This window comes from Streptococcus sp. GMD4S (genome assembly GCF_000296955.1).
In genome coordinates this window covers 1-2,708 of the sequence record NZ_AJRE01000475.1, presented here as the reverse complement: position 1 = coordinate 2,708, position 2,708 = coordinate 1, and the positions used below count along the sequence as shown (strand labels likewise).

The 2,708-nt window shown below is 43.3% G+C and carries 4 protein-coding genes; 3 read left to right on the top strand and 1 reads right to left on the bottom strand.

The annotated features are described in order from the left end of the window. The 3 genes from GMD4S_RS11785 to GMD4S_RS11775 form a co-directional block, all read left to right on the top strand. Positions 1-590 (top strand): hypothetical protein (locus tag GMD4S_RS11785; protein WP_000303897.1); only part of this gene is annotated, 590 nt, incomplete at its 5' end. A gap of 12 nt (positions 591-602) precedes the next feature. Further along, a complete protein-coding gene (locus tag GMD4S_RS11780) occupies positions 603-1,301 on the top strand; it encodes a response regulator transcription factor (RefSeq protein ID WP_000404923.1) in 699 nt (232 codons plus the stop codon). Then, positions 1,268-2,299: a sensor histidine kinase gene (locus GMD4S_RS11775; protein ID WP_001007877.1), complete on the top strand. Its 1,032-nt coding sequence runs from the start codon at positions 1,268-1,270 to the stop codon at positions 2,297-2,299. Before GMD4S_RS11780 ends, GMD4S_RS11775 begins: the two co-directional genes overlap by 34 nt. Before the next feature lie 133 nt (positions 2,300-2,432). Here the strand turns inward: GMD4S_RS11775 and GMD4S_RS11770 are convergent. Then, positions 2,433-2,708 (bottom strand): DUF1846 family C-terminal domain-containing protein (locus GMD4S_RS11770; RefSeq protein ID WP_000296802.1); only part of this gene is annotated, 276 nt, incomplete at its 5' end.

The window sequence follows — 2,708 nt, the reverse complement described above, 5'->3', positions numbered from 1 at the left end:
GCCAGACAAAGGCTCTGAGTGAAGCTTTGCATGCTCTCTATCTGGCGCAGCCTGTCATCGTCATCTTTACTTCCCTCTATTTTGCCCAGGAGTTTGTCAAGTCTGGGATGCGAACGAATTTTCTAACCGTATCAAATAGAAAGGCTTGGTTGGCTGGGAAATTCCTTTTTCTGGCCGTTCTGCTCTTGGTTCTCTACAGTGTCATGATAGGCAGCTGTTTCTTTGTTATGCTGGCTCGATTTGACCTAGACTTTAGCTGGCCCTTACTGGGGAAATTCCTCTATTACAGCTCTTTTGGTCTTCTCAGCAATCTTTTTCTGGCTCTTTTAGCTGCTGGCCTCGCTTTGCTCTTTCAATCTTGGGTTGTGCCGGTGTCGGTGCTATTTCCTCTCTTGATTGGTCTTAGCCGTTTATTGGCAACTTTTATCAAAGAAGCAAAGTACCTGCCCGATCTGGCTACGCTAAATCTTTTTGAGTATGAAGGGCTTCAGAATTCGATAGATCTATCAGGGTTGGGAATACAGCTGTTCTGGCTAGCTTTGATTTGGAGCTCTGCTATATTCTTGACCTTGAAACGAGATGTTCGCTAGAGGTATGCTATAATGGAAATCATGAGACAGTATCGTATTTTGGTGGTTGATGACGACCGGAGCATTTTGAAGCTGGTGAAAAATGTCCTAGAGCTCGATGCTTATGATGTGACGACGCTTGATCGAATAGAAGAGCTAGAGCTGACGCATTTTGTCGGATATGACTTGATTCTGCTGGATGTGATGATGGAGCCTGTTAATGGTTTTGAGTTGTGCTCCTACATTCGTCCTCATCTTTCGTGTCCCATCATCTTTTTGACGGCTAAGGAGTTGGAGGCGGACAAGGTGGAAGGGCTCTTTCGCGGAGCAGATGACTATGTTGTCAAGCCTTTTGGGACCAACGAATTGCTGGCGCGTGTCAGGGCGCATCTTCGGCGGGAGGAAAGACGTGAGGAGCGCTATTCTGAGATTGCTTCTTGTCAATTTTATCCAGAGCGCTATGAAATTATCTGTTTTGGTAAAGTATTGAAATTCTCAGAGCGAGAGTTTAAATTGCTGCATTTACTAGCTAGCAATCCCAAGCAGACCTTTTCAGCTGAACGCCTGCATACCTTGCTTTACCCAGAAAGCTCAGAAACACAGCTTCGCTCTATCTCAGAATACGTATATCAGATTCGCCAAAAATGCAAACAAGAAGGTCTGCAAGCAATCGCAACAGTGAGAGGAGTAGGCTATAGATGGCAATTAGAACCCGAAATTTCAAAAGCCTAGTCTGGACAACTAGCTTGAAAATCGTCTTTTTTCATGTTTTGATTTTTGTGCTTATAGGCTATGAATTTACGCAAGGAAGTGATTACGTTCTTTTCACCTTGTTCTTCTGGGCAGGGAGCTTGCTGCTGATTACTTTTTATCATATTTTGAAATTGCTCCGAAAAATCGACAGGGAAATAAAAATGCTAAAGAGCGAGAAGCTTTTAGAAGAAAATCAAAGTCAGCTTTTTCGGATTGAGGAAATGCTAGAAGTTTATAGCGATTTACGGAGCAGCCACCAAGAAAATGCTCATCTTCTAGAAAGAGAGCAGCAGCATAATCAGGAGTTGATTTTACAGCTATCAGCGACATCGCACGATTTGAAGACGCCCCTAACTGTAATTAAGGGGAATGCTGAACTCTTGGAATTGGCGCAGTTAGGCCAGCCACAGGCAGACTATGCTTCTGAGATTTTGCAGGCCAGTCACAAGATGGAAGAGTATTGTGGCTCTTTGATTGATTACGCTAAGACTTTTCAGATTGATTCTAATCAGTTCAGTCAGCTTTCCTTAGGGGATTTTTTGGCTTATCTACAGGATGATTGGGCACTGTTCAGCAAACAGGAAAGCTATCATTTTTATCTCCAAGAAGATTGTGATCTTAGCTTGAGATTGTCCATTCATTTGGACTATCTCAAGCGGGCTTTGCTCAATATCTTACTGAATGCGCTTGAACATGCTAATCAGGACCAAAAGGAAGTCAAGCTAACGGTATCAGTGCAGCAGGACCAGTTGGTTTTTGCTATCTGGAACAATGGCCCTGCATTTTCTGAGGAGATGCTGCTGGGAGCAGAAATGCTCTTTTACCAGAGTGACCAAAGCCGCAATTCAACTAATCCCCATCATGGTATCGGCTTAGCCTTTTCTAAGCAGGTAGCTCTCTTGCATGGTGGTCGTCTGACCCTGCTCAATCCAGACCAAGGAGGAGCCTCTGTCGAGTTGACAATTTCATTGAAATAAATGAGAATGGAAAATCATAAAAACGCATAATACCAAGTGTCCAAAAGACTTGATATTATGCGTTTGATTTTTTTATTATGTAAAGATTTACTGGATTTTTCTCTCAAATTGAGTTTTGTCCAGCCTCGTTTAATTACTTCCGATACAAGCGATCGTATTGGTAGTATGGGTCAAAGGTTACGTTGATGCCTAGCTTGCGAAGGACGTTCTTGTCTTCATCGGTCAAGATGATGGTTGAATGAGCTTCGCTTCCTTTGAGATTCCCAAGTTCTTCCATGGCACGCGCAGCATCAGGATTTTCCATAGCTGTGATTGCAAGTGCAATCAGGATTTCATTTGAGTGGAGGCGAGGATTGCGACTACCGAGATGATTGATTTTAAGACCTTGAATTGGTTTGACGACTTCAGG

What these genes read in the sequence shown, in the direction of transcription:
- GMD4S_RS11780 (WP_000404923.1), top strand. Translation starts at nt 603, where the DNA reads ATGGAAATCATGAGACAGTATCGTATTTTGGTGGTTGATGACGACCGG.
- GMD4S_RS11775 (WP_001007877.1), top strand. Translation starts at nt 1,268, where the DNA reads ATGGCAATTAGAACCCGAAATTTCAAAAGCCTAGTCTGGACAACTAGC.